Raw genomic sequence first — 24,798 nt, forward strand, 5'->3', positions numbered from 1 at the left:
GAAAAAATAACGGGCGTAAGTGAAAGTCGGTAATGCGGGTTACTGGCGACCGGAGTGGCCGAAGCCGCCTTCGCCGCGCAGGCTGGCGTCGAAATCTTCGACCAGGTTAAATTCCGCCTGCACCACCGGTACAAAGACCAGTTGTGCCATGCGATCGCCGGGCTGCAGCGAGAAGCTTTCCTGGCCGCGATTCCAGACCGAGACCATCAGCTGTCCCTGATAGTCGGAGTCAATCAGACCCACCAGGTTGCCCAGCACGATGCCATGTTTATGGCCAAGGCCTGAGCGCGGCAGGATCACAGCGGCCAGATCGGGGTCGGCAATATGAATCGCCAGGCCGGTCGGAACAAGCGTTGTGGTGCCTGGTGCGATGTCGAGAACATCATCAATGCAGGCGCGTAAATCTAACCCAGCGGAACCTGAAGTCGCGTAGGTCGGCAGTGGAAACTCTTTGCCGACGCGCGGATCCAGGATTTTAACGTCTATTTTTTTCATCATAACGGCTGACAATCTCGTCTATTAATTGTTGGCCAAGGAGTGACTTATCGCTGAGCGGTAAGCGTTTTTCTCCATCCTGCCAAAAAAGGTGAAGAGCATTGGTGTCGCTATTAAACCCCTGTCCGGCTTTAGCGACGTCGTTAGCGCAGATCAGATCCAGATTCTTGCGCACCCGTTTTTGCCGGGCGTATTCTTCCACATTCTGTGTTTCAGCAGCAAATCCAACGACGAACGGCCGGTTTTCCTGAAGTGCAGCGACGCCGGCAACAATATCGGGATTCTTTACCAGGTTCAGCGTGACGTTATCATCGCCGCCCTGTTTCTTGATTTTATCGGCCGCAATATCGGCTGCCCGGTAGTCTGCCACGGCTGCGCTTGCAATGAAAATATGTTGTTTATCTATCTCACTCATGACGGCGGCCTGCATCTCCAGCGCGCTGGTCACATCAATTCGCCGCACACCCGCTGGCGCAGACAGGGTGACCGGGCCGCTGACCAGCGTGACCTGTGCACCGCGTCTGGCGGCGGCGGCGGCAATAGCAAAGCCCATTTTGCCGGAGCTGTGGTTAGTGATGTAGCGCACCGGGTCCAGCGCCTCACGGGTAGGACCGGCGGTAATCATAATGTTGAGATGTTGCAGATCGTTGACGGGCGAGGCCCACTGCACCGCATGGTCAACAATCACCAGCGGGTCGAGCATCCGGCCCGGCCCGACATCGCCGCAGGCCTGGCTGCCGCTGTCCGGTCCCCAAATCAGCATGCCACGCGCCTGCAGGCTCTGCAGGTTATGCTGGGTCACCGCCGCACGATACATCTGCTGATTCATAGCGGGCACCACTGCCACGGGTGAGGCCGTCGCTAACACGGCGGTCGTCACCAGATCGTTTGCCATACCGGCAGTAATACGGGCAATCAGGTCAGCAGTGGCCGGTGCCAGCACAATAAGATCGGCCCATTTTGCCAGTTCAATATGACCCATCGCCGCCTCCGCTGCCGGATCAAGCAGATCGTCAAATACCGGATAGCCGGAGACAGCCTGCAGGCTGAGCGGAGTAATAAATGCTTTCGCACCCTCTGTCATCATCACGCGGACATCAGCACCGCGATCGCGCAGGCGGCGCACCAGCTCAGGTGCTTTATAAGCAGCAATACCGCCGCTCATGCCAAGAAGAATTTTTTTGCCGGCTAATCCCATCATGATGTTGGCCTCACTAAGCTCTCTGCCGCTCGCGGCGGCGAATGCACGGACTTTATCACAAAAGCGCGGATGCGCCTTTTCACTGACTGCGTTTGCGAGCCGTCTCGTAGATTGCAGCTTCACTGATAGCTGCACTCTTCATGATGGGCCATGCTGAGGCTCATCTCAGGGAGAGCGGACATGAAAATAAAGGGACCACGGGAAAAACTCCGGAAGCTGGGTGCGCATGCCCTCAGCGATACTGAACTACTGGCCATTTTTCTCCGTACCGGATCGCCTGGACAGAACGTCCTGGAGCTGGCCGGACAGATGCTGGACGGTTTTGGCTCGCTTTATCAGCTCATGACGTCAGACAAAGCGGCATTCGGTGAAATCAAAGGGGTCGGCGATGCCAAGCTGGCACAGCTTCATGCGATTGCCGAACTGGCGAAGCGTTTTTTCGCCAGTAAGCTGGCCCGCGAAAGCGCAATGGAAAATCCACAAATCACGCGCCAGTATCTGCAAAGTCTGTTAGCCCATCAGGAGCGTGAGATCTTCATGGCACTGTTTCTTGATAATCAGCATCGGGTGCTGCGGGCACAAAATATGTTCTCTGGTTCCATTAACAGCGTGGAAGTTCACCCCCGCGAGATTGTCCGGGAAGCGCTGAAGCTCAATGCTGCCGCTCTGATACTGGCGCATAATCACCCGTCGGGCATGGCGGAGCCGAGCCGTGCAGACCGTGAAGTGACCCATAAAGTCAGCGAAGCCTGCCAGCTACTCGACATCCGTCTGCTCGATCATCTGGTGATTGGTCATGGCGAATATGTCTCCTTTGCCGAGCGGGGATGGCTCTGACAGGGGGAAATTTCACGCCAGGTGGCGGCTTTTTGCCCGATCATTCGGGATCTTTATCTGTTCGGGACTTGAGCACTTGGGCTGAGCGGCGTATACTACGCCACCTTTGAGAATCTCGGGTTTGGCGGTTAGGCCAGCTTAGCGGGTTCCATGGAATTCGCCTGGCGGGCTGCAAGCCTGACGAGGCGGCCCAAACCTAATTTTTAAAGCTCGAGCTGATTTGATTTTTGGAGATATTGACATGTCACGAGTCTGCCAGGTAACTGGAAAGCGTCCGGTGACGGGTAACAACCGTTCCCACGCAATGAACGCGACGAAACGCCGTTTCCTTCCGAACCTGCACTCACACCGTTTTTGGGTTGAGAGCGAGAAGCGCTTCGTTACTCTGCGTGTATCTGTTAAAGGTATGCGTATTATTGATAAAAAGGGCATTGATACGGTGTTAGCCGATATGCGTGCCCGTGGTGAGAAGTACTAAGGTACTAAGGAACTGAATCATGGCTAAAGGTATTCGTGAGAAGATCAAGCTGGTTTCCTCTGCTGGTACAGGTCACTTCTATACCACCACGAAGAACAAACGTACTAAACCAGAGAAGCTGGAACTGAAAAAGTTCGATCCGGTTGTACGTCAGCATGTGCTCTACAAAGAAGCTAAAATTAAGTAATTTTAGTGTTCTGCTAAAAACCCGGCTCCGGCCGGGTTTTTTGTTTGTGTAAAACGCTGAGGAGAGGGTATGCCAGAGTTGCCAGAGGTTGAAACCAGCCGTCGCGGTATCGAACCGCATTTGGTCGGTGAAACCATCCTTCACGCCGTGGTGCGTAATTCACGTTTGCGGTGGCCTGTTTCGCAGGAGATCCTGGCGCTGAGCGATCAGCCGGTGCTCAGTGTGCAGCGCCGGGCGAAATATCTGCTGCTGGAGCTGCCGCATGGCTGGATCATTATCCACCTTGGCATGTCCGGTAGCCTGCGCGTGCTGTCAGAAGAGCTGCCAGCGGCGAAGCATGACCATGTTGATCTGGTCATGAGCAACGGCAAAGTGCTGCGCTACACCGACCCGCGCCGCTTTGGTGCCTGGCTCTGGAGCAGCGATCTGGCGGGCAGCAGCGTGCTGGCACATCTCGGGCCGGAGCCGCTTAGCGAGGAGTTTGACGGCGCTTACCTGTTTGAGAAGTCACGCGGCAAGCGGACGCTCATCAAGCAGTGGCTTATGGATAACAAAGTGGTGGTGGGCGTGGGCAACATTTACGCCAGCGAGTCACTGTTTACCGCCGGGATCATTCCCGATCGTGCTGCCAGCAGTCTGTCGCAGGCCGAAGCGGAACTGCTGGTCAATACCATCAAAGCGGTGCTGTTACGCTCCATTGAGCAGGGCGGAACCACACTGCGTGACTTCTTACAGACCGACGGTAAACCCGGCTATTTTGCACAGCAGTTACAGGTTTATGGGCGGGCAGGCGAACCCTGCCGGGCATGCGGTACGCCGATTGTCAGCGGCAGACACGGGCAGCGCAGCACCTACTGGTGCCCGAACTGCCAGCATTAAGCCAGTTTAGCCAGCAATGCCTGATGCACCGGCGCGGGCAGGAAGGCGGTCACATCGCCGCCGTGACGCGCCACCTCTTTGACCAGCGAAGATGAGATAAACGAGAAGCCTTCAGACGGCATCAGGAAAACACTCTCCAGCGTTGGCAGCAGGTGACGATTCATCTGCGCCAGCTGCATTTCATATTCAAAGTCTGACACCGCACGCAAGCCACGAACCAGCACATTCGCCTGCTGGTCACGGGCGAAATTCGCCATCAGGTCGCTGAATCCGACCACCTCAACGTTGGGCAGATGGGCTATCACTTCACCGGCCAGCGCCACGCGCTCATCCAGGCTGAACATTGGTTTTTTGCTGGGGCTGGCAGCAACGGCCAGAATGACCTGATCAAACATCTGCGCTGCCCGCGTCACGATGTCGAGATGGCCGAGCGTCACAGGATCAAACGTTCCGGGATAGATGGCTTTCGTGATCATACTCGCCCTTTTGCCGAAGCATGATTCAGCGCCCAGAGGGCTGAATATTTATTGAAGGTATATTGCGCATTGACCACCGCCAGAATCCAGCCCTGCTTTCCGTCGAGAAAACCGGCACGCAGCAGCAGGGTTTTCATAAACGCGCCCAGCGTATGGCTGAACAGAGAAAACAGGCTGCAACGCTTACCGCGCCGATGGCGTTCCGTAGCCCAGGCTTCGGCATAAGCCAGCTGCTTGCGCTGAAAGGCGATTAAATCGCGGCAGGTCAGATGCTGCAGATCGCCGGGTAATGCCACCACCTTCGCGCCGTCACTCTGCAGTGATTCATGCACCAGATTGTCATTGTAGCGGAAGGTGCGTGGATAGAGTCGCATGACGCGGTCAGGATACCAGCCGCTATGGCGCATAAAGCGGCCGAGAAACAGATTACTGCGGCCCAGGCTATAAACCGTACGGCTGGGTGGCGCGACCAGCACCTGCTCAATCGCGGCGCGCAGTTCAGGTGTCACGCGTTCATCCGCATCGATCATCAGAATCATGTCGCCGGTGGCATAGTGCTGCGCGCGCTGGCGCTGGATACCATAGCCCTGCCAGTCATCATTGAGGTAGACCTTCGCCCCAGCCTGCGTGGCGATCTCGACACTGTTGTCATGGCTGCCTGAGTCCAGCACGATAATTTCATCGGCCCAGCTGACCGAGGCCAGGCATTCAGGCAGCAGTTCCGCTTCGTTTTTGGCGATCATCACCACGGAAAGACGTTGGCGTGCTGACATTAGTGGGCCCGTGGTGGCAGATGCGGTTCGAGTAACTGTAGCAGACGCTGTAGCGCACCCTGATTCTGGTGCAGCACGTCTACCGCATGACGTCCGTAATAACGGCGGTAATCATCATCCTGTAACAGGTTGGTGACCTCTTTTTCCAGCGAAATCACGTCGGTGACGGTGATCAGCCCCTGGCCTTCCTGCAACTTGCTGCAGATATCTTTGAAGTTCCAGATATGGGGTCCCATCAGAACCGGAAGCGCATGGGCAGCAGGCTCCAGCGGGTTGTGTCCACCCCGTTCAACCAGGCTGCCGCCGACAAAGGCCAGATCGGCAATGCCGTATAGCAGCATCAGTTCGCCCATTGAATCTCCGATGACCACCTGCGTTGAGCCAGACGGGATCTCGCCGCTGCTGCGCAGGATAAAACTGAAGCCGCGTTCCTGCGTCAGTTCACGGGCATCGTTAAAACGCTCGGGATGGCGGGGCACCAGAATCAGCAGCAGATCCGGGAAGGTCTGCAGCAGGCGGCGATGGGCATCCAGCACAATGGCCTCTTCACCTTCGTGCGTGCTGGTGGCGATCCACACCGGACGGCGCGGCGCCCACTGACGACGCAGCGTCACCGCTCTGGCGGCCAGTTCTGGCGTCACGGAAATATCAAACTTCAGGCTGCCGGTAATCGTTAGTTGAGAACGTTTCAGGCCCAGGCTCAGGAAACGGTCGCCATCTTCCGCATTCTGCGCCGCGATAAGCGTGATGCTCTGCAACAGCCGGCGCATGAATTTACCCAGCTTGCGGTAGCCTTTGGCCGATCGGGCCGAGAGGCGGGCATTGGCGATCACCAGCGGAATATTACGCTGGTGCAGAATGCGGATAATATTCGGCCACAGCTCGGTTTCCATGATGATCACCAGGCGTGGGTTGACCGTATCCAGAAAACGATTAATCGAACCCGGCAGATCATAAGGCAGATAGACGTGATGCACATCTTTGCCAAATGCAGATTGCGCGCGTTCAGAGCCGGTAGGCGTCATGGTGGTGACGGTAATCGGCAGGGTCGGGTAACGATGACGCAGAGCACGCACCAGCGGGATCGCGGCCAGGGTTTCACCCACAGAGACCGAGTGCAGCACAATGCCGTCGGGCTTAACTTTGCCGACACAATAGCCATAGCGTTCTGCCCAGCGTTTGCGATAGGCAGGCGCTTTACGACCGCGCAGCCACAGGCGCAGCCAAATCAGTGGCTGAATTAAGTAGAGCAATGCGGTGTAAAAGGTCGTCATAGTTACCGTTACAGCAAATTCGCGTCTAAAAGCAGATTAAAATCAGATGGCGGCATGTTATCAGAAACCCCGCATGCACTCATCCCACATTGTCAGTTGCTGCTCAGGACCTGCTGATAAAGCGAAGTCAGCGCCTGCGCCAGCCGTTGTGGACCATAAGGTTCAATTTTGCGCCGCGCCGCGTTACCCATTCGTGAATCGACGGAAAGCGCCGGTAATGCATTAACAGCCTGATTTAACCCGTTGATATCCAAAGCATCACAGACGAAGCCTTCCTGACCAGCGGTAATAAATTCTGCGCCACCGCAGCCAGTACTGGTAATCACCGGTAAGCCGCAGGCCATCGCCTCCAGTACCACATTAGGAAAAGGATCGTAGAGGGTGGGCAGCAGCAGGCCATCAGCCGCGTGATAGAACGGCTGCACATCCTGCTGTACGCCGACAAAGCGCAGGCGGTCCAGACAGTTAAGCTGATTTGCCAGCTGCTGATACCGCTGCAGTTGCTTATCCTGACCCACCACAATCAGATAACGGTCGCTGGCAGCCAGCGCCTGTATCGCCGCTTTCAACCCCTTGCGTTCAAAGCCGGAGCCGACATAAATCAGTACGGTGGCCGCATCGGGCAGCGCCAGCTGCTGACGGGTGGCGCGACGTGCAGCTTCCGTGGCGGGCTGGAAACGGCTGGCATCGATAGCATTATGAATAACGTGGATTTTTCCGGCGTCGAGCGAGAAACAGCGCAGGATATCGCGCTTTACCATCTCAGAATTACAGATCACCGCTTTCAGCGTCGGAGAGTTAAACATCTCCGCTTCCGCCTGCAGGACATAGCGATGATAAGGGCTGAGCACAGCACTCAGTCGTTGCCACGATGAGACGATGCGGGCGCGCTGTTCCAGCCAGACGCGATGAACACCATCACCCGCGCGAAAAATATCACAGCCCGCGATGCGCTCGTGGCTTTGCACAATATCGAACTTTTCGCGCTCCCAGCAGGCGCGTGCTGCACGGGCAAAACCGCGCTCACGGGATACCCGGCCCAGCTTTGCAGGATTACAGATATGCAGATGCCAGTCAGGATTGGGTGTGCCCTGCCAGCTGCGGGTAATGATGTTGAGATCGAGCTGCTCGCTGCCCAGCGCTTCCAGCGCGCGCGAGATAAAACGCTCGGCACCGCCATCCGGACGATATTTCTGCCGGACAATCGCCAGCCGTAACTTACTCATTCAGATAGCTCCTCGCTGCCGCGACCACATCCTTCACCGGAATGGCCGACAGATAACGCTGGTCTGTTTTGGTGTCGATGGAATCGGGTGAGGGCAGCGGGCCATAATCCCCCGCCCAGATGACATGATTATTGTCGCCCCATGGCCGCCAGTGCTGCAGCTTGGTCGGACCAAACAGCGCAATACAGGGCGTTTCAAGTGCGGCGGCCATGTGCATTGGTGCAGAGTCGACACCAATAAACAGTCGGGCATGATCGATAAGCGCCGCCAGCTGTGGCAGAGTAAACTGACCGGCCAGCGAAACCACATCCGGCGACGCACACAGTGCCCGAATGCGGTTGATCATCGCCAGCTCCTGTTTGTCCGGCCCGGCGGTCAGCACCACTTTGCGGCCCGGCTGCGCCAGCTGATCGAGCGTGGCAGCAACGCTCTCCTCTTCCCAGCATTTAAAGCCCCAGCGTGAGGTCGGCTGCACCACAATATAGGGCGCGGTTACCTGATGCTCTGCCAGTCGGGTCAGCACAATTTGCTGGTCAGCGTCGCTGTAGTGCATTGAGACACGTGCGCCGTCGCTGCTGATGCCGAGGGGTGCCAGCGCCGACATATTCTGCTCAACGGTATGCAGCTTGCTGTGATTGTGTGTGGAGACCAGCTGGTTGTGACACCATCGCCACAGGACGTTATCACGTTTTTTATAGGCAAAACCGATGCGAACGGGTGCCGCAGAGAGCCGCGTAATCAGGGCAGCCCGCCACTGATCGGCCAGATTAATCACCAGATCATAATGTGCGTCACGTATGGCGCGAATTAATGCACGCTCATGGCCCAGCTTGCGCCAGGTGCCCTCCTGCTTCCATTTACGATCGATGACGTGCAAATGGCGGATAGCCGGATGCGCTTCCAGCATCGGACGCGTCTCCTGATAGAGCAACACGTCGATGCTGGCCTGCGGATAACGCTCATGAAGCGCATTGATGGCGGGCGTTGTGAGCAGCATGTCACCATGATGGCGCAGCTTAATCAGTAATATATTTTTTGGAGAGATGTTTGCTGGAGTCAGGCTGGCCATAAACAAGAGTTCTCAGAATTCAGTGAACCGATTGTAGGGCAAACCCTTTTTAGGATAAAGCCAGCCTCAAAGGTTATTTATCACGCCAGCGATAGAGCCGGGCCAGCCACAACAGCAACTGATACCACTGCTTAATTCCCCGGGCGTTGCGTAACATGCGCAGGTGTGTCCGGGTGGCGAACAGCTCGGCAATGATTGCCTGGCGTGCGCGGGCGTCAGGCTCACGTCTTACACTGTGGCAAACGCTGAGCGCTTCATGGGTCACCTGATAGTGAAACGACGGGTAGATCTTCACGCGGTCACGATAGCGGTCATTGAGCTCTTCCAGCAGTCGCGCAATCTTCATGTAGTGACGCTGATACTCTACGTTGCGCTCGCCGGTACGTTTGCGATTGCTGATTGAGGCGTCGTGCATATAGTAGCGATAGAGTACCGCTTCGGTATAACGCACGCGTTTTGCCAGCAGCATAAACTCGGTGGTCCAGGGAATATCCTGATGATGCAGGCCGGGTTCAAACTGCAACTGATGCTGCTCAATCAGTTCCCGGCGATAGATGCCCAGCCAGACCACATGCATATAACGATGGGTTTTCAGCGCGGTATTCAGCCAGTCGGCACCGCTCAGCACCGGCGTGCTGCGCAGGCGATCCAGCGGAATTAGCGGCTTTACCCGCTGGCTGTGTTTGAAAAACCACTCGGCGTTGCACTGTGCCGCATCCAGATTATCTGCTTCCGCCAGCGTCACCAGCGTCTGATACATATCGGGTTGCATGGTGTCATCCGCATCAGGGAAGGTGACATATTTCCCGCGGGCAATCGCCAGTCCGGCGTTGCGGGCGCGCGAGACGCCGCCATTTTCCTGATGTATCACACGAATGTGAGAATGCTGCTGTGCATACTGATCGGCGCGCTCGCCTGAGCCATCGGTTGAACCGTCATCGACGATAATGATCTCAAGCAGAGTCAGCGTCTGCGCCAGCAGTGACTGCATGAACTCATCAAACATGCTGCCCGCATTGTACATCGGGGTAATGATACTCAGCAGAGGAGAAGTACTCATGACAATATCTGCACCAGCATTGTATTCACTGCGAAAAGGCGTTGCCTTGTCATAAATCATTTCCAAATCAGCAGAGTGAAATCAGGGAGTTCACAATTATAAAACGATGTTGCATCCCTGCTTTACTAAAAACCACGCCCGACAATAATAATGCGCTACATGCGCTTTTTTTACGCAATGTGGCCGTGCAGGTAAACAGATTATTATGCTGGCTTGCTGTCAGCGCCGTTATTACAGAGGTCGTGGCAAACAGCTGGCGGGATAAATGGCGGGAAAGTCAGGCGCTGAAATAACAGCGCCCGTATCAATCTGATAAACCTGAGTGTGCTATTGCTCACTCTGCTTAAAAAACTTGAGACTGACATACTTCATCATCCAGCTCAGGCTTTCAGCATACTGTTTCTGATGCCACTTTACGCGGGCGAATCGCTTCATCTCTTTATAATGCTTTGGCGTATCAAGCTGTTGTGAAGCCCAGGGGGAGCGCTGGTAATAGCTGTAGTAGCGCTGGGAAAGATCGCTGCCAGCCCATGCATGCCAGGGTTTGCATTTACCGGTGTAGTGAATCATTACCGTCTCTTCTGGCACGCTCGTGTGATCCCAGACTTTATTGGCGATGATGTCGTAAATGTGGTTATAGCGGTCTGGCAGGATCAGGACCTCATCCTCCAGCACGATATTCAGCGCATCCTGATCGGGAAAACCAAACTCTGCGCCCCGCGTTACCAGCACGTCGGTAATGCGCGCGGTGGTCTGCCTTTCGAGCCAGCGTGGAATATTAATCAGCATAAAACCGGAGTTGAAATAGTGGTGATGCTTCAGCCCCAGCCTTGCGCACTGGTTATGTCGCGCTCGCGGTGTGTCATTACAGGCCGCCAGCGTGTAATCAGTGATATCCAGTGTGAACAGGGGAGAGTAGTCGCCCACCACCAGGGTGTCAGCATCAATATAGATCACACGATCGCTGTAGCTCGCCACGGTTTCCGGGATCAGGAAACGGTAGTGGATACTTTTGGGATAGCGTCCGACCGCAGGCAACTGATCAACCCAGGCACGGTTAAAGATATGCAGCGTGATCGCCAGACGATGGCCCGTGGCCAGTGAACGCAGTTTTTCCACATCCTCTTCGCAAAGCGAGTCTGAAAAAACATGGGCGTGGAAAGCGGTATCAGGATGATGGCTGAGAAGTGAAAACAACGTAATGCCCAGGCCACGCGCGTAGGCGTAGTTGATGCCAAACGCAACATGAACCGGATTATCATCCGTGTCAGCAAGCGTGTTAACCAGCAGCTGACTTTGCTGAACGGCCTCAGCAAGAGGGGTAATTGCCATTACGCTTCACTATTCCAGATTATGAGTAATAAACGTTTGTATTCTAGTCAGTTTATCGTGATCCAGCCCGAATAATTTTTCAGCAGGCTGATCAAACTGAAAACGGGTGGCAAAAACGAACGTCGACGCAGCAATATTATCCGGTCCGATAAACAAAACGTTATTGACCGGACGCTGTTCCCTGACTTCACACGGCCCGTAAAGCATGATCACCGGTATCTGCTGCGCATCCGCAATATAGGCATTGCCAGAGTCAGAGGAGATGTAGAAATCCATCTGTGCAATGGCCCACGGAACCTCTTCCAGTTTTAGCTCACCAATCAGACTGACGATATTGTCTTTCGGGCCGGTCAGGCTCAGTAACTCATCCAGCCACGGCTGCTCAGCCGGTGGGCCAAACACATAAAAGGTGCAGGGCAGGTCAGCCAGCGACGCCATCAGCTGCTGCCAGATGCTGGCCGGAATGGTTTTAGCCCGGTTACCGGCAGAAATACTGATGCCAATTTTAATACCGCTGCGCGGATTAACCAGCGCGGCGGGCGGCGCAGGCGGCTGCCAGAGCGGTGAGGTCGCATGCTTAGGGAAATCGGTGTAGCGGTAGTCACGATTAATCAGCTTCAGGTAGCTGTCGAGCGTTAAATCCGTTTTGGTGTGGTCGACAATACCGCTGGCGCTGCGATAGAAGGTCTTATGGTAGGACTTACGCACATAGGTGCGCAGAAACTGCTTGTTCGGTGCGTTGCAGAGCGCGGCGAAAAACAGGTTCACGCTGTTTGGCTGCACCAGATAGACGTTGTCATAGCGGTTCATCAGAGTGAACGCGAGCTTCAGTTTGGCAAAAAAGCTGCGCTTCGCCTCTTCAATCAGGAAATAGCGGCTGACCGTGTCATCGTGACGCACCAGCGGCTCCACCGCTTTGCTGATAAGCAACTCAGACTGACCCAGCGCACGCAGCATCGGGGTGATATTAATAAAATCACCAATCTTCGCCGTCTGGATGATCAGGCTGCGTCCGGTTGGCCGGTAAAACAGCCGCATTATGGCCCGGAAAGGCAGCAACAGCAGGTAGATCAGCACATAGTTCATGGCATGTTTTCCGTAATAACGGCCCGCAGTTTCTCTGCCACCGTGTCAGCAGTCAGCTCCGCCAGATTATGATTCGGGGCGCTCAATGCCTGTTGGTTCTGCCCGTAACCGCCAATCAGTCCAGGATCGGTCGGACCATAAAGCGTGAGGTTGGGGCGATCCAGTGCCGCCGTCAGATGGCTCAATCCGGTATCCACTGAGACCACCGCGCGTGCGCCCGCCAGCTGTTGTGCTATCGCTTCCAGCGTCAGCTTAGGCAGCACATCGACATGCTCAAATCCTTCTGCAAGGCGCTGCGCACGCTGATGCTCATGTTCAGCACCCCAGGGCAATTTCACCCGCAACCCGCTGGGCTGCATCAGCTCAATCAGCTCTCGCCAGTGTGATTCCGGCCAATGCTTGTTGTCACGCGTTGTGGCATGCAGAAAGACCAGGTAATGATGTGCGTCAGCGGGCAGATGATGCAGGAAGTGTCCGGCAATGGCGTAGTCACCCTGACTTTGCGGCTTTTCATAGCCCAGGCTTTTGGCGAACAGTTCGCGCGTCCGCTCAACCGCGTGCTGTCGCTTACTAACCTCATGGCGGATGTCATACCACCAGCTGGCGAACGGCTCACGTGCGCTACGGCTGTCCTGCCCATGTTTCACCCCTTTCGATAAGCGGGTGACCAGCGCGGCACTTTTGATCAGGCCCTGTGCATCAATCACGATATCGTACTCACGTGACTGTAACGCGCGCTTAAACAGCACGCGCTCTTCACGCTGCTGACTGCCAAACCAGTGTTTGCGCCAGCGGCGAATCGCAACCGGTAACACCTTATCTACTGCGGGATGCCAGCCAGGGATCTGTGCGAAATTCTCTTCCACTACCCAGTCGAAACGGATGCCGGGAATGGCATGCATTGCATCGGTCAGTGCCGGGAGCGAATGCAGCACATCGCCCATTGATGAGGTTTTAACAATCAGGACGTGCATGGCACCTCCTGTGGCGCGAGCAGTTCGCTCAGCGTCTGATGTACACGTTCAGGCTGAATATCGATCAGGCTCTGGTGATAGCCCTGTTCGGCATCGCCTTTGCGCACTTTGTGATAGCCGGTAATCAGGCGAATAATTCGCGCCTGCTTTGCCAGCGGCGGCGTAAAGTCAGGGCTGCTTGGTCCATAGAGCGCCACCAGTGGACGATCCAGCGCCGCGGCGATATGCATCAGGCCGGAGTCGTTGCTGACCACGGCACGGCATTGCGCCAGCAGAATCACCGCCTGTTCCAGCTGAGTTTCACCTGCCAGATTACGGCAGTGGCCGCGAGCCTCTTCGGGCAGTGCAGCGATAATCTCTTCGCCGGTCGGGCGATCTTTGGCGGAGCCAAACAGCACGATCTGAAAGCCTTCAGCAATCAACTGGCGGGCCAGCGTGGCGTAGTGATAGTGCGGCCAGCGTTTGGCCGGACCAAATTCAGCACCCGGACAAAAACCGATGACCGGACGGGTCGCGGCGAGCTGAAACTGTGCGGCCGTTTCAATTTTTTCCTGCTCTTCAACCTGCAGTTTTGGCCACAACAGCGGCTGTGGCAGCTGCGCCGCCGACGCAACAGGTGTGTCGTAGCCCAGCGCAACGTAGCGCTCAACCATCAGCGGAAACGCGGCTTTATCCAGCACCCGCAAATCATTCAGCAGGCCATAGCGCATTTCACCGCGCCAGCCGACGCGGCGTTTTATTCCGGCAAAGAAGGGGACCAGCGCCGACTTGAAGGAGTTAGGCAACACATAAGCACGGTCGTAGTGACTGGCGCGCAGCACTTTGCCCAACCGGCGACGCTCACCGATTTCCAGTGCGCCATGCCCAAGCGGCATCGCCAGCGCCTGATTCACCTCCGGCATGCGTGACAACAACGGACGGCACCATGCAGGTGCCATCACGTCAATCACCGCATCGGGATGTTCGGCCTTGAGGGTGCGATAGAGACTTTGCGACATCATCATATCGCCGACCCACGACGGGCCGATTACCAGAATTTTCATCGCCGGAGCAGCTTCCTTTATGCGTTACGGTTCAGCCAGACCATATAGTCAGCGACGCCCTGCGCCACCGTTTTAAATGGCTTGTCGTAGCCGGCGGCACGCAGCTTAGTGAGATCGGCCTGAGTATAGGCCTGGTACCGTCCTTTGAGTTTTTCCGGGAACGGGATGTACTCGATCTGACCTTTCTGGTGGAACTTCAGTACTGCGTCAGCCACTTCCTGGAAGGACTCGGCGCGGCCTGTGCCACAGTTGTAAATCCCGGAGACACCATTTTCCCAGCACCACAGGTTCACTTCCGCAACATCATCAACGTGGATGAAATCACGTTTAAAGCCGTCGCTGCCTTCAAACAGTTTTGGATTTTCATCGTTGCTGATCTGCGTGTTCAGATGGAAGGCCACGCTTGCCATGCTGCCCTTGTGGCCTTCACGCGGTCCATAGACGTTGAAATAGCGGAAGCCGCATACCGGCGAGTTCGCTTCCGGCAGCATCTGACGGACGTAATGGTCGAACAGCATCTTGGAGTAGCCATACACATTAAGCGGCTGCTCATACTGACGCTCTTCAATGAAATTCTCGTTGCGTCCGCCGTAGGTCGCTGCGGAAGAGGCGTAGAGGAACGGGATCTCGCGCTCAAGACAGAAGTGCAGCAGCTCTTTGGAGTACTGATAGTTGTTCTCCATCATGTACTTGCCATCCCACTCGGTGGTGGAGGAGCAGGCGCCCTGATGGAACACCGCTTCGATCGGGCCTAAATCATCGCCCGCCATCACGCTCATCAGGAACTCTTCTTTGTCCATGTAATCGACGATATCCAGGTCGACTAAATTGGCAAACTTGGTGCCATCCTTCAGATTATCCACCACCAGAATGTCGGTGTGACCGCGATCGTTCAGCGCTTTGACGATGTTGCTGCCAATCATTCCTGCGCCGCCAGTTACGATAATCATGTTGTTACCTTCAACGTTGTGGGGTGAAACAGGAGGTTTCACACACGAATACCTCACATCATAACATTTCATCAGGGTGCAGACAGCCAGATGACTCTGTAACGCTTTGTGCGTACATCCTTGTGGCGTGAACTATGCTGCAAAAATGACATTCTGTTGGGCGATTTATCGTGAAGAAGCGGCCTGTTCAGTAAGATATGCCAGATTTTTGCCATCTGAGGAGAGCAATGATGCCTGCGCAATTTTATCAACAACTTCGTCAGCAACTTGATGATGCACGTCAGGAAGGACTGTTTAAACAGGAGCGGATCATCACCTCTGCCCAGCAGACGGAGATCGCGGTTGGCGATAACCCGGCGGTGATTAACTTCTGTGCCAATAACTACTTAGGTTTAGCGAACCATCCGGCGCTGATTCAGGCGGCGAAAGAGGGGATGGATTCGCATGGTTTTGGTATGGCGTCGGTGCGCTTTATTTGCGGCACGCAGGATAGTCATAAGCAGCTGGAAAAGCGGCTGGCAGACTTTCTCGGCATGGAGGATGCCATTCTTTACTCCTCCTGTTTCGATGCCAATGGCGGTCTGTTTGAAACCCTGCTCGATGCGCAGGATGCCGTCATCTCTGATGCACTGAACCACGCTTCCATTATCGATGGCGTCCGGCTGTGCAAAGCGCAGCGTTACCGCTATGCCAATAACGATATGGCGCAGCTGCGCGCCTGCTTGCAGGAAGCGCGCGATAAAGGCGCGCGTCATATTCTGATCGCCACCGATGGGGTCTTCTCAATGGATGGGGTGATTGCGAATCTGCCCGCTATCTGCGATCTGGCCGACGAGTTCTCTGCGCTGGTGATGGTGGATGATTCCCATGCGGTGGGCTTTGTCGGGAACGCCGGACGCGGAACCCAGGAATATTGCGACGTCATGGGCCGGGTCGACATCATTACCGGCACGCTGGGTAAAGCGCTGGGTGGCGCCTCCGGTGGCTACACCGCCGCAAAAGCAGAAGTGGTGGAGTGGCTGCGCCAGCGTTCCCGTCCCTATCTGTTCTCTAACTCGCTGGCCCCGGCCATTGTTGCCGCCTCGCTGCGGGTGCTGGATCTGCTCAGTGAAGGCGACGGGCTGCGTCAGCGTCTGTGGGACAACGCCCGTTACTTCCGGGAGCAGATGACGGCGGCGGGCTTTACGCTGGCGGGAGCCGATCACGCCATTATCCCGGTGATGCTGGGTGAAGCCAGCGTCGCCCAGGAGTTCGCCCGCCTGCTGCAACAGGAAGGCATCTACGTTACCGGCTTCTTCTATCCGGTGGTGCCAAAAGGTCAGGCACGCATTCGCACCCAAATCTCTGCGGCGCATACCCAGCAACAGCTGGAACGTGCGGTGGCGGCCTTTACCCGTATCGGCAAACAACTGGGCGTTATCGCCTGAGGAGTCCGTCATGAAAGCACTCGCCAAACTCAAGAAGGAAACGGGCATCTGGATGGTGACCGATGCGCCGGTTCCGGAGCCGGGCCACAACGATTTGCTGATTAAGATTCGCAAAACCGCTATCTGCGGTACCGATGTCCATATCTACAACTGGGATGACTGGTCGCGCAAAACCATTCCGGTACCGATGATTGTCGGTCATGAATATGTGGGGGAAGTGGTTGCGATAGGACAGGAAGTGAAAGGCTTTACGATTGGCGATCGGGTCTCGGGCGAAGGGCACATTACCTGCGGACATTGCCGCAATTGCCGTGCCGGGCGAACGCATTTATGCCGTAACACAATGGGTGTAGGCGTTAACCGCCAGGGCTGCTTTGCGGAGTATCTGGTTATCCCGGCCTTCAATGCGTTCAAAATTCCCGACAACATTTCCGATGAGCTGGCGGCAATCTTTGATCCGTTCGGCAACGCCGTGCATACCGCGCTATCGTTCGATCTGGTGGGTGAGGATGTGCTGATATCCGGCGCGGGTCCTATCGGCATCATGGCCGCCGCGGTCTGTCGCCATGTCGGCGCACGTAACGTGGTGATCACGGACATCAATGAGTATCGTCTGTCACTGGCGCGCAAAATGGGCGTCACGCGCGCGGTCAATGTGGCGAATGAGGATCTGCGAGACGTGATGCACTCGCTGGGCATGACGGAGGGATTCGATGTCGGACTGGAGATGTCTGGTGCACCGCCTGCCTTCCGTTCATTGCTGGAGGTAATGAACCACGGAGGGCGGATTGCACTGCTGGGCATCCCGCCGGGTGAAATGGCGATCGACTGGAATCAGGTGATCTTCAAAGGGCTTTTTATCAAGGGCATTTATGGCCGGGAGATGTTTGAAACCTGGTATAAAATGGCGGCGCTGATCCAGTCCGGGCTTGATTTAACGCCGGTTATTACCCATCGCTATGGAATCGACGATTTCCAGCAGGGCTTTGATGAGATGCGCTCTGGACGCTCGGGAAAGGTGATACTGAGCTGGGATTAAAACAACGGCCGCCAGGGCGGCCGCATGATTAGCTTTGTTTTTTCTCTTCATCGGTCAGGTAGCGCACTTTGCGCGTGTAGTCCTGGCCTTTGAAGTTCAGCGGCTGTTGCGGATCGGCGAGGTATTTTTGCCATTCCGACAGCGGAAAGCCGCCATGTGCGCCTACCACTTCAGGCGGGATCACCGCCGACTGACCGCCAATTTTCTTTGAGACCGGCCAGTTGGCCCATTCGCCCAGATTGACGGTTTTAATATCCAGCATGTCCAGCAACACCGCCAGCGGCAGCTGGTCGGTAGGCGGCTGGCTGTCGTTCATTAAATTCCAGGTATCATTAAACAGCGTCAGCCACAGCGGCGAAATGCGCTGCCAGACTTCACGGGTGGCAGCCAGGTAAGCCCCATTCACGTGATCCACCAGCCAGGGCCGGATACTGTGCGCGTAGTAGGCGGGAATCGCCTCTTCCGGCGCATTAGCCAGCTTGGCAATCATTTTCCCCTGACGAAAACTGGAATAGAGATGGCCGGGCTTCATCATAATCTCCGGCATCTTAAGCAGATTGAGGTCGGAATCGATCATCAGAATGCCGTCGCCTTTAGCCTGTAAGGGCGCCTGCAATTTAATCAAACGACTGCGATAGATCTGCTTGTAGCGATAACTCTCTTCCCGATGCGGGACATCCAGCGTCGCCACGCGGGTTTTTACTGGCAGGCTGCCAAAGGCGTGAGCCGGCTGATCGCTGACAATTACGATCTCTTCAGCCTCTGTCGCAAAGCGCGCTGCAAAATCGGCACTGAGCAGGGCTTCTTCGATATAGTCCGCGCCGGTGCAGGGGATCACGACAGAAGTGACCGGTACAGTGCCCTGAACCTCTTTCTGCGAATAAGGCAGGTTATGACTCGCCCTGATATGGCGATAACGGGGATTTAAAAAATTAAGCATGAGGTTTCTTTTTCACGACGCTTTGCAAAATATTCTCGACGCCGCTGATATAAGTTTCAATAGCGTACTGTTCACGTACGCGTTTCGCTGCCGCATTGATCAGGCGTTGACGTAAATCCGCATCCTGCCACAGCGCGGTCAGATGCTGGGTCAGTTGCACCACGTTGCCATAATCAAACAGCAGCCCGGTTTCGTCATGACTGATCAATTCGGCAGTGCCGACCACGCGGGATCCCACTACGGCGGTATTCACCAGCATCGCCTCCAGCACAACCCTTGGTAATCCCTCACTGCGTGAGGCAAGAATAAACGCATCAAAGGCGGTGAGGTAATCCAGCGCGTTGTTCTGAAAGCCGGTAAAGACCACGTGCTGCTGGATGTTCTCTGCGGTAGCGAGTTGCAGCAGATGCTGAAGTTCCGGACCCGCTCCGACCACCACCATCTTCCAGTCGGCATCGGGATTAGCGCGTTTAAAACGGCCCAGCGCCTGCAGAATATGGTGATTAGATTTACGCAATATCAGCGAGCCGATCGTGCCAAACACAAAGGTCGAAGGGGAGAGTTTAAAGCGCTGGCGTACTTCAAGGCGGTCGGGCAGAGGCTGGTGGGTGTCGATAGCGTTATTGACGGTAAAACAGCGTTCCGCATCAACACCATGGCTGCGCAGGGTGTTATTCACGCCCTGTGACACGGCAATGATCGCCTGGCAATCCTGATTGACCATGCTGACCAGCCGCGGCTCCAGTACCGGATCGATACGGCAGTGTTGCACTACCGCAACATCCAGGCTGCGCGCCGCCAGATAACCTTCCACATTGGTGCTGGGCTGGTTATTCATATAGAGCGTGTCAAACTTCCCCAGCTGCAGCAGTGAGTTGATTTTGCTGGCATTGGGCATAATGCGCCAGTGTGTATCAATCTGATCGATGGCGCGCTTCTTGAGCTTTTTATTAAAAAACAGCAGTGCCCGCGCGACTTCTTTAACAAACTTTGCCCAGCGTGGTTGCCTGATTTGCGGAATAAAAAAGACCGGGATAGCCAGCGCATTCAGCGTGGCCTCAATGGTTTCGTCGTTGCCACGGCTGTAGTTGTGATAGAAGCAGCAGGTGATATCAAACTTTTGACGATCGATACGCTTCAACAGCTCCAGCATACTGTTGGTGCCGCCGCCCCACTCTCTGCCGTTATCCAGCAGCAGGATTTTTTGTTTAATAATCGTCATCCCTATCACTGTTCCCGCACAGCACGTTATCGCCCGACCCAGGATTATAGTAATTTCTGCGTATAAATGAACGCTAAGCTGAACACTTAGCATTCATAGCAAATTCAGAACAGATTTTTTAGCGTGTTAAACAGCGGGCTGTTATTCACACTTTCAGCTATTACCGTTAAGGCTCGGGTGGCAGGAACCGGCGCCAGCGGCTGTTTCGGTTTACACAGGTCTGCAGGCTGGAAGCGCGGTGTCACCGGTTTTGCCGGCGCCACAGGCGGCCGTGAGCCGCTGTGGAGTGATTCGTTCAGCAGCTGGCTGGGGCGAACCAGCGTAACGTCGGCTGGCAATGTGGGTAACATCTGCTGCAGCACCCGCACTGTGTTAGGGTGGGGATGACCAATGGCAATGGCGTAACCGTCGCGCTGCGCCAGTTTCACCGCCCGACTGAACTGCTGGCGGATGGCATTAATATCCTGGCTGTCATCCAGAAATACCCGACGTTTTAATACCCTGACCTGGGTGCCCTGCGCGGCAGGAACAGCCTGACTGTTAGCGATGGTCATGCTATCCAGAAAGTAGAGATTGTAGTGGTTCAGCGCCTGCATCACTTTCTGCATGCCGGGCAGGCTGGAGGTCATCCTGCTGCCCATATGGTTGTTCAGACCTACGGCATAAGGCACGTTGTTAACCGCATTGCGCATGATGCGGGTAACTTCTTCGCTGCTCATCTCCGGCGTTAAGGTATCTTTTTCCAGCGGCTGTTTGCTCAGCGGTGCCATGGGCAGATGGATCAACACTTCGTGACCACTCTGGTGCGCTTTGGTGGCCATTTCACGGGCATGTGGCGCGTTGGGCAAAACCGCCACTGAAATGGCCTGCGGCATCTGCAGGACCTTGTTCTCTTCGGCAGGGCGATAGCCTACGTCATCGATGACAATGGCCAGTTTGCCCGCCTGCGCAGCGTAGCTGAACAGCAGGGCGCTCAACAGAACGGGGATTTTTCGAAGTTGCAGCAAAACCTATTTTCCTAACCACGGGAGTGGATTGACGGCCTGTCCCTGACGTCGGATTTCAAAATAGAGCGACGGAGTACCGCGGCCACCACTGGTGCCCACCAGTGCGATAGGCTGTCCTGCCTTCACCTGCGTACCCACGCTCACCAGCGCACTTTGGTTGTAGCCATACAGGCTCATATCGCCTTTACCATGTTCCAGCACGACCACCAGGCCGTAGCCCTGTAACCAGTCGGCCATCAGCACGCGGCCATCGGCAATAGCTTTCACCTCAGTACCTTCGCGCGCATCAATCACCAGTCCTTTCCAGCGCAGTTCACCCTGCAGCTGTTCACCAAAGCGATGTTCAATGCGTCCGCGTACCGGCCACAAGGCCTGCCCGCCGGCGCGACCGAGTCCACCGGTGCGCGCCACCAGTTCGCGTTCGCTCTGGGTCGGCTGATAGCTGGAGCCTTTGGCTTTCGCCTGCGCCTGACGCTGACGCACTTTTTCCGCCTCACGCGCTTCACGGGCGGCGCGCTCGCGCGCCTCGCGTTCCGCACGGGCAATCTTATCCTGCAGACGGCTTTCGTTCTGACGCATCTCGACCAGATCGGCCTGATCTTTTTCCAGCGCGCTTTCCAGTGTCGTCAGGGTTTTTTTCCGCGCTTCGCTCGCCTGTTGCAGCTTCTGCTGCTGGCCCTGCTGCTGCGCTAATAATCCTTTCTGCTGCTGTTGCTTCTGCTCCAGCGTGGCGCGTTGCTGAGCTAAGTCCTGACGCGTCTGTTGCAGCGATTCGATACTTTTCTGGCGCGCCGCATTCAGATAGCCGAAATAGGCCAGAATACGCTCGCTGCGCTGGCTCTCTTCACCGCCCATCAACAGCTGTACACCGTTGTGCTTACCCTGACGAAACGCCGCATCAAGCTGCTCTGAAAGCAGGTTTTCCTGTTGGGTTTGCTGTTTTTCAAGGCGGGCGATGGAGGTGGCAAGCTGTTTGATTTCGTCATTCAGGGCGTTGAGGCTATTGCGGGTGTCACGCAACTGACGGCTCGCCTGAGCGATGATTTTTTCCTGGCTCTGCAACTGATCCAGTAATTTGCTGCGCTGCAACTTTTGCGCTTTAACGCTTTTCTCTTTTTCAGCGATGTTTTGCTGAATAGATTGCAGCTGAGATTTGCTGTCTTCTGCACTAACGGCGGCGGCAGGCAATAACAGTGCCCCCGCACAAAGCAGGCTAAGGGAGAGGCTGGACAAGTGTGTGAACAACGGCAGGTTATCGCCGTTGGGACGGGTCCTTGTGTGCGAAACGGTTGTTTTTCCCTTCATAGGCCAATGATTATTCCACGATGAACCGCCGCTTACCAGTGCTCCCCACTGGCATTTGCTTTTCCAGTTATGTCCACTTTCACAATGACATGGATTAAGCCTTACGCCATTTTTGCTATTCAGCCACTTTTTTTGGAAAATGAAGCACAAATCGATACTCTGGCCGCATAGCATCTGTACATGCGAAGTGGCGCAGGTATACTCAGAACCCTTGTTTTAGCTTATTAGCCCGGTCTGGAGTCGTTACCCCTCATGCAAGAAATTATGCAGTTTGCAAGCAATCACCCCATCCTGAGTCTGGCATGGGTCGTTTTACTCGTTCTGGTGATTGTGACTACCGTTAAAGGAATGTTCTCTAAGGTAAAAACGATCAGCCGCGGTGAAGCAACCCGCCTGATTAACAAAGAGGACGCGGTAGTTGTAGACGTGCGTTCGCGCGACGATTTCCGCAGAGGCCATATTTCAGGCGCGCTGAATGTCGCAGCCGCTGAGATTAAAAAAGGCAACATCGACGAACTGGCAAAGCATAAAGCGCAGCCCATAATTGTGGTGTGTGCAACCGGACAAAGCGCGGGTGATTCTGCTGCGCATCTCAGCGCGGCCGGCTTTGAGCGGGTTTCAGTGCTGAAAGATGGTATCAGTGGCTGGAGCGGCGAAAATCTGCCGTTAGTTCGCGGCAAATAATCTTACAGAGGTGCTGATCATGGCAAATGTTGAAGTTTATACCAAGGCGACCTGTCCTTACTGCCATCGGGCGAAGGCGCTGTTAACGCAAAAAGGCGTATCGTTTCAGGAGATCCCCATTGATGGAGACATGGCGAAACGCGAAGAGATGATCAAGCGTAGCGGCCGCACCACCGTGCCTCAGATTTTTATTGATGCGCAGCACATTGGTGGCTGCGACGACTTATTCGCACTCGATAATCGCGAAGGTTTAGATCCCTTACTGCAGGCGTAATTTTACGCCGGACAATCTCATACATAGGATTTGGTCACATGTCAGAACATAACACCAACGAAATGCAATTCCAGATTCAGCGCGTATTCACCAAAGACATCTCTTTTGAAGCGCCAAATGCACCACAGGTTTTCCAGAAAGAGTGGGAACCGGACGTTAAACTGGATCTGGACACTGCATCTTCTCAGCTGGCTGACGAAGTTTACGAAGTGGTACTTCGTGTGACTGTAACCGCCACCGTGGGCGAAGAAACCGCTTTCCTGTGTGAAGTTCAGCAGGCCGGTATTTTCACCATCAGCGGTATCGAAGGAACGCAGATGGCACATTGCCTGGGCGCATACTGCCCGAACATCCTGTTCCCGTACGCACGCGAATGCATTACCAGCCTGGTATCACGTGGTACCTTCCCGCAGCTGAACCTGGCACCGGTTAACTTTGATGCGCTGTTCATGAACTACCTGCAGCAGCAGCAAGGTGAAGAAGGTGCTGAACCACATCAGGATGCCTGATGACAACTCACGCTTCGATTAGCGTCATCGGTGCCGGTTCATACGGCACCGCTTTGGCGATTACGCTGGCCCGCAACGGCCATCCGGTGCTGTTGTGGGGACATAACCCGGCGCATCTGGCGCAGCTTCAGAGTGACCGTTGCAACACCGCTTTCCTGCCTGATGTCCCGTTCCCCGACCATCTTTCTCTTGAACCTGATCTGACTAAAGCTATTGCTGCCAGCCGCGATTTATTAGTTGTGGTGCCGAGTCATGTCTTTGGCGAGGTGCTGCAGCAGATCAAGCCTCATCTGCGGTCAGACTCGCGTATTGTCTGGGCGACCAAAGGGCTGGAAAAAGAGACCGGACGTCTGCTGCAGGATGTGGCGCGGGAAATTGTCGGCGATGACATTCCGCTGGCTGTAATCTCCGGACCGACCTTTGCGAAAGAGCTGGCAGCCGGATTACCGACGGCTATCGCGCTGGCCGCAACGGATGCGCAGTTTGCTGAGGATCTGCAGCAGAAGCTGCACTGCGGTAAGAGCTTCCGCGTTTATAACAACCCTGACTTCATCGGCGTACAGCTGGGCGGTGCGGTAAAAAACGTGATTGCTATCGGTGCCGGGATCTCTGACGGGATTGGTTTTGGCGCGAATGCGCGTACCGCACTGATCACCCGTGGCCTGGCTGAAATGAGCCGGCTGGGCGCCGCGCTGGGTGCCGATCCCACCACCTTTATGGGGATGGCGGGTCTGGGCGATCTGGTGCTGACCTGTACCGATAATCAGTCGCGTAACCGTCGTTTTGGCATGATGCTGGGCCAGGGCGAGGATGTAGATAGCGCGCAACGCATTATCGGACAAGTTGTAGAAGGCTACAGAAACACCAAAGAAGTCAAAGCATTGGCTGCCCGTTTTGGTGTGGAAATGCCGATCACCGAGCAGATTTATCAGGTGCTGTATTGCGAAAAGCCGGCGAGAGATGCAGCATTGAGTCTGCTGGGACGAACAAGGAAGGACGAAAACAGCACTGGCTAACGCAGGACGCGTAGCATCATCACCTGCAGCGCCCA

27 protein-coding genes are annotated in these 24,798 nt (G+C 55.4%); 10 read left to right on the forward strand and 17 right to left on the reverse strand.

Going from position 1 to position 24,798, the window contains the following annotated elements; all coding sequences use genetic code 11:
• Positions 1-39 precede the first annotated feature (39 nt).
• Positions 40-498, reverse strand: coding sequence for a dUTP diphosphatase (dut, locus tag PAG01S_RS20085; protein WP_022624903.1), 459 nt, complete (start codon positions 496-498; stop codon positions 40-42).
• Positions 476-1,696, reverse strand: a complete 1,221-nt coding sequence (gene coaBC, locus PAG01S_RS20090; protein WP_062759629.1) for a bifunctional phosphopantothenoylcysteine decarboxylase/phosphopantothenate--cysteine ligase CoaBC — start codon at positions 1,694-1,696, stop codon at positions 476-478. Before coaBC ends, dut begins: the two co-directional genes overlap by 23 nt.
• Before the next feature lie 180 nt (positions 1,697-1,876).
• Here coaBC and radC point away from each other — a divergent pair, with 180 nt between their 5' ends.
• The 4 genes from radC to mutM all read left to right on the forward strand — a co-directional run bounded on the left by radC (position 1,877) and on the right by mutM (position 4,077).
• Positions 1,877-2,533 carry a RadC family protein gene (gene radC, locus PAG01S_RS20095; protein WP_010258361.1) on the forward strand — a complete coding sequence of 219 codons (657 nt, stop codon included), beginning with the start codon at positions 1,877-1,879 and terminating at the stop codon, positions 2,531-2,533.
• A gap of 241 nt (positions 2,534-2,774) precedes the next feature.
• A complete protein-coding gene (rpmB, locus tag PAG01S_RS20100; RefSeq protein ID WP_006121249.1) occupies positions 2,775-3,011 on the forward strand; it encodes a 50S ribosomal protein L28 in 237 nt (78 codons plus the stop codon).
• A 19-nt stretch (positions 3,012-3,030) separates the two neighbouring features.
• Complete coding sequence (gene rpmG, locus PAG01S_RS20105) at positions 3,031-3,198, forward strand: 50S ribosomal protein L33 (protein ID WP_003024094.1); 168 nt, start codon at positions 3,031-3,033, stop codon at positions 3,196-3,198.
• 69 nt (positions 3,199-3,267) lie between these two features.
• Positions 3,268-4,077: a bifunctional DNA-formamidopyrimidine glycosylase/DNA-(apurinic or apyrimidinic site) lyase gene (gene mutM / locus PAG01S_RS20110; protein ID WP_062759630.1), complete on the forward strand. Its 810-nt coding sequence runs from the start codon at positions 3,268-3,270 to the stop codon at positions 4,075-4,077.
• Here the strand turns inward: mutM and coaD are convergent.
• From coaD to rfaD, 11 genes are all read right to left on the reverse strand, one after another.
• Positions 4,074-4,553 carry a pantetheine-phosphate adenylyltransferase gene (gene coaD / locus PAG01S_RS20115; RefSeq protein WP_010258279.1) on the reverse strand — a complete coding sequence of 160 codons (480 nt, stop codon included), beginning with the start codon at positions 4,551-4,553 and terminating at the stop codon, positions 4,074-4,076. The two genes, mutM and coaD, sit on opposite strands and share 4 nt — an antisense overlap.
• Complete coding sequence (locus PAG01S_RS20120) at positions 4,550-5,326, reverse strand: glycosyltransferase family 2 protein (RefSeq protein ID WP_062759631.1); 777 nt, start codon at positions 5,324-5,326, stop codon at positions 4,550-4,552. The genes coaD and PAG01S_RS20120 overlap by 4 nt, the downstream gene beginning before the upstream one ends.
• On the reverse strand, positions 5,326-6,600 hold the full coding sequence (waaA, locus tag PAG01S_RS20125; protein WP_010258275.1) for a lipid IV(A) 3-deoxy-D-manno-octulosonic acid transferase: 1,275 nt from the start codon (positions 6,598-6,600) through the stop codon (positions 5,326-5,328). Before waaA ends, PAG01S_RS20120 begins: the two co-directional genes overlap by 1 nt.
• A gap of 92 nt (positions 6,601-6,692) precedes the next feature.
• Positions 6,693-7,826: a glycosyltransferase family 4 protein gene (locus PAG01S_RS20130; RefSeq protein ID WP_062759632.1), complete on the reverse strand. Its 1,134-nt coding sequence runs from the start codon at positions 7,824-7,826 to the stop codon at positions 6,693-6,695.
• Entirely contained in the window at positions 7,819-8,895 is a 1,077-nt protein-coding gene (gene rfaQ, locus PAG01S_RS20135) for a putative lipopolysaccharide heptosyltransferase III (protein ID WP_010672090.1), read from the reverse strand. Before rfaQ ends, PAG01S_RS20130 begins: the two co-directional genes overlap by 8 nt.
• A 73-nt stretch (positions 8,896-8,968) precedes the next feature.
• Positions 8,969-9,955: a glycosyltransferase gene (locus PAG01S_RS20140; RefSeq protein ID WP_191914759.1), complete on the reverse strand. Its 987-nt coding sequence runs from the start codon at positions 9,953-9,955 to the stop codon at positions 8,969-8,971.
• 327 nt (positions 9,956-10,282) lie between these two features.
• Complete coding sequence (locus tag PAG01S_RS20145; protein WP_061704405.1) at positions 10,283-11,287, reverse strand: glycosyltransferase family 8 protein; 1,005 nt, start codon at positions 11,285-11,287, stop codon at positions 10,283-10,285.
• Between the two features lie 9 nt (positions 11,288-11,296).
• Positions 11,297-12,373: a glycosyltransferase family 9 protein gene (locus tag PAG01S_RS20150; RefSeq protein ID WP_062759634.1), complete on the reverse strand. Its 1,077-nt coding sequence runs from the start codon at positions 12,371-12,373 to the stop codon at positions 11,297-11,299.
• Positions 12,370-13,347 (reverse strand): lipopolysaccharide heptosyltransferase RfaC, encoded by a 978-nt coding sequence (rfaC, locus tag PAG01S_RS20155; RefSeq protein ID WP_010672086.1) that lies wholly within the window; start codon positions 13,345-13,347, stop codon positions 12,370-12,372. Before rfaC ends, PAG01S_RS20150 begins: the two co-directional genes overlap by 4 nt.
• Positions 13,335-14,390, reverse strand: a complete 1,056-nt coding sequence (rfaF, locus tag PAG01S_RS20160; RefSeq protein ID WP_010258260.1) for an ADP-heptose--LPS heptosyltransferase RfaF — start codon at positions 14,388-14,390, stop codon at positions 13,335-13,337. Before rfaF ends, rfaC begins: the two co-directional genes overlap by 13 nt.
• A 17-nt stretch (positions 14,391-14,407) precedes the next feature.
• Complete coding sequence (gene rfaD / locus PAG01S_RS20165; RefSeq protein WP_010258257.1) at positions 14,408-15,340, reverse strand: ADP-glyceromanno-heptose 6-epimerase; 933 nt, start codon at positions 15,338-15,340, stop codon at positions 14,408-14,410.
• A gap of 230 nt (positions 15,341-15,570) precedes the next feature.
• Here rfaD and PAG01S_RS20170 point away from each other — a divergent pair, with 230 nt between their 5' ends.
• On the forward strand, positions 15,571-16,767 hold the full coding sequence (locus PAG01S_RS20170) for a glycine C-acetyltransferase (RefSeq protein WP_062759638.1): 1,197 nt from the start codon (positions 15,571-15,573) through the stop codon (positions 16,765-16,767).
• 10 nt (positions 16,768-16,777) lie between these two features.
• On the forward strand, positions 16,778-17,806 hold the full coding sequence (gene tdh, locus PAG01S_RS20175) for an L-threonine 3-dehydrogenase (protein ID WP_010258251.1): 1,029 nt from the start codon (positions 16,778-16,780) through the stop codon (positions 17,804-17,806).
• 28 nt (positions 17,807-17,834) lie between these two features.
• On the opposite strand, the gene PAG01S_RS20180 is transcribed toward tdh, so the two are convergent.
• The 4 genes from PAG01S_RS20180 to envC form a co-directional block, all read right to left on the reverse strand.
• A complete protein-coding gene (locus PAG01S_RS20180) occupies positions 17,835-18,746 on the reverse strand; it encodes a hypothetical protein (protein WP_062759635.1) in 912 nt (303 codons plus the stop codon).
• On the reverse strand, positions 18,739-19,968 hold the full coding sequence (locus tag PAG01S_RS20185; RefSeq protein ID WP_062759636.1) for a glycosyltransferase: 1,230 nt from the start codon (positions 19,966-19,968) through the stop codon (positions 18,739-18,741). The genes PAG01S_RS20180 and PAG01S_RS20185 overlap by 8 nt, the downstream gene beginning before the upstream one ends.
• Positions 19,969-20,072: 104 nt before the next feature.
• Positions 20,073-20,975 carry a divergent polysaccharide deacetylase family protein gene (locus PAG01S_RS20190; protein WP_052271778.1) on the reverse strand — a complete coding sequence of 301 codons (903 nt, stop codon included), beginning with the start codon at positions 20,973-20,975 and terminating at the stop codon, positions 20,073-20,075.
• A gap of 3 nt (positions 20,976-20,978) precedes the next feature.
• The gene (gene envC / locus PAG01S_RS20195; protein ID WP_029519509.1) at positions 20,979-22,280 is read right to left on the reverse strand and encodes a murein hydrolase activator EnvC; all 1,302 of its coding nucleotides are present in this window, start codon (positions 22,278-22,280) and stop codon (positions 20,979-20,981) included.
• Between the two features lie 252 nt (positions 22,281-22,532).
• On the opposite strand from envC, the gene PAG01S_RS20200 reads away from it, so the two are divergent.
• Genes PAG01S_RS20200 through gpsA form a run of 4 tightly spaced genes read left to right on the forward strand, consistent with a single transcriptional unit; the run spans position 22,533 to position 24,763 of the window.
• On the forward strand, positions 22,533-22,964 hold the full coding sequence (locus PAG01S_RS20200) for a rhodanese-like domain-containing protein (RefSeq protein ID WP_010258234.1): 432 nt from the start codon (positions 22,533-22,535) through the stop codon (positions 22,962-22,964).
• Positions 22,965-22,983: 19 nt separating this feature from the next.
• Complete coding sequence (grxC, locus tag PAG01S_RS20205; protein WP_010258231.1) at positions 22,984-23,238, forward strand: glutaredoxin 3; 255 nt, start codon at positions 22,984-22,986, stop codon at positions 23,236-23,238.
• Positions 23,239-23,276: 38 nt separating this feature from the next.
• Positions 23,277-23,747, forward strand: a complete 471-nt coding sequence (gene secB, locus PAG01S_RS20210; RefSeq protein ID WP_010258229.1) for a protein-export chaperone SecB — start codon at positions 23,277-23,279, stop codon at positions 23,745-23,747.
• Entirely contained in the window at positions 23,747-24,763 is a 1,017-nt protein-coding gene (gpsA, locus tag PAG01S_RS20215; protein WP_170933492.1) for an NAD(P)H-dependent glycerol-3-phosphate dehydrogenase, read from the forward strand. The genes secB and gpsA overlap by 1 nt, the downstream gene beginning before the upstream one ends.
• Positions 24,764-24,798 lie beyond the last annotated feature (35 nt).

Source organism: Pantoea agglomerans NBRC 102470, assembly GCF_001598475.1.
Classification (GTDB): Bacteria; Pseudomonadota; Gammaproteobacteria; order Enterobacterales; family Enterobacteriaceae; genus Pantoea; species Pantoea agglomerans.